Below are 581 nucleotides of genomic sequence, written 5' to 3'. Positions count from 1 at the left end.
GCTGCTGCACTGTTTTTTGCTTCATCCAGAGAAGCAGAGTGTTTAATCGTATTTAAATCGAATTGGATAGCAGTCAAATGTTGGCCTATCTCATCATGTAATTCAGCCGATAACCGCTTTCGTTCAGCTTCTTGAATTGTGATTAACTGTTGATTCAACACATCAATTTTTTGATCGGTATCCAGATAACGTTGTTTTAAAAGTTTCAGTTGCTTATTAACGGCCAATAATTGATTTAATCGAAGCAAAGCAAATGGTCTTCGTGACGGTTGTGCCTGTTTATTTTTCTTAGGCAACATTTCTGAAACAGGCAATAGGATTATCGAAGCAATTATTGCAATGAGTATACTTCCAACCAAAAAAGTCAGAATTAATGGCATTAATGACTTCCTGATATAGGTTCTAATATCATCCCATTCGGCACTGAAATTAGGCCGAATAACAATATCCCCGATATGCTGCTTAGCAAACATAATCGGCGTCGTGATGATTTCAGTATGCCCAAGATAATCTTTCAGGCTGTTTTCCAGCCATAAAGGTAAACCGGTTAGTAAATTACTGGTGAGGGGGTGGTTTGAATC

At 37.9% G+C, this 581-nt stretch carries 1 protein-coding gene; it reads right to left on the bottom strand.

From position 1 onward, the window contains the following. Positions 1–380, bottom strand: a 380-nt coding sequence (locus B3182_RS00700) for a histidine kinase (protein WP_292751124.1), incomplete at its 3' end; no start/stop codon positions are given. Positions 381–581 lie beyond the last annotated feature (201 nt).

Origin of the sequence: Methylophaga sp. UBA4204 (assembly GCF_002379485.1) — a bacterium.
GTDB lineage: Bacteria > Pseudomonadota > Gammaproteobacteria > Nitrosococcales > Methylophagaceae > Methylophaga.
This window is presented reverse-complemented; position numbering and strand designations above follow the sequence as displayed.